Annotated in this window: 1 pseudogene; it reads right to left on the bottom strand. The window is 64.7% G+C overall.

Features of this window, described 5'->3' with window-relative positions:
* Window positions 1–355: pseudogene (locus EOA32_RS37930) on the bottom strand (aminotransferase class III-fold pyridoxal phosphate-dependent enzyme); the annotation flags it as partial.
* Between the last annotated feature and the right edge of the window lie 61 nt (window positions 356–416).

The following is a 416-nucleotide window of genomic DNA, read 5'->3' as shown; positions in this document are numbered from 1 at the left end:
GCATATAGGTCAGACCGCGCCCGGACTGTCGGCGGATGGCGCGGGCGACCGGCGGCGGAGAATGGCCGAACATCGAACCGGTGTCGCCGAGGCAGAAATCGTCGAGCCGGTTGCCGTCGATGTCGGTGATGGTGGCGCCCCTGGCGCTGTCGACAAGGATCGGAAACGGCGTCGGCCAATCGTTCATCCAGTGCATCGGCACGCCGCCGAAAAAGCCGGGCAGGCCGTTGCCGGCCTTGGCCTCGGATTTCGGCCGCGCCTTGCGGAAAACCTCAGCCTCCGTGTCGCGCAGCATGGCAATGCGCTCGCGGCTGATGCCGCCGATCGACGTCTTTGAATGGCTGGTTGAATGCATGAAGACCCCTCTCGCCGTTCACTGTAGACAATCGCCGTCTCAAACCGCAATTGGCCGCCTG

It is taken from the genome of Mesorhizobium sp. M1A.F.Ca.ET.072.01.1.1, from assembly GCF_004023325.1.
Taxonomy (GTDB): Bacteria; Pseudomonadota; Alphaproteobacteria; order Rhizobiales; family Rhizobiaceae; genus Mesorhizobium.
The sequence above is the reverse complement of the archived record's forward strand: the minus strand, read 5'-3'. Positions and strand labels throughout refer to the sequence as shown.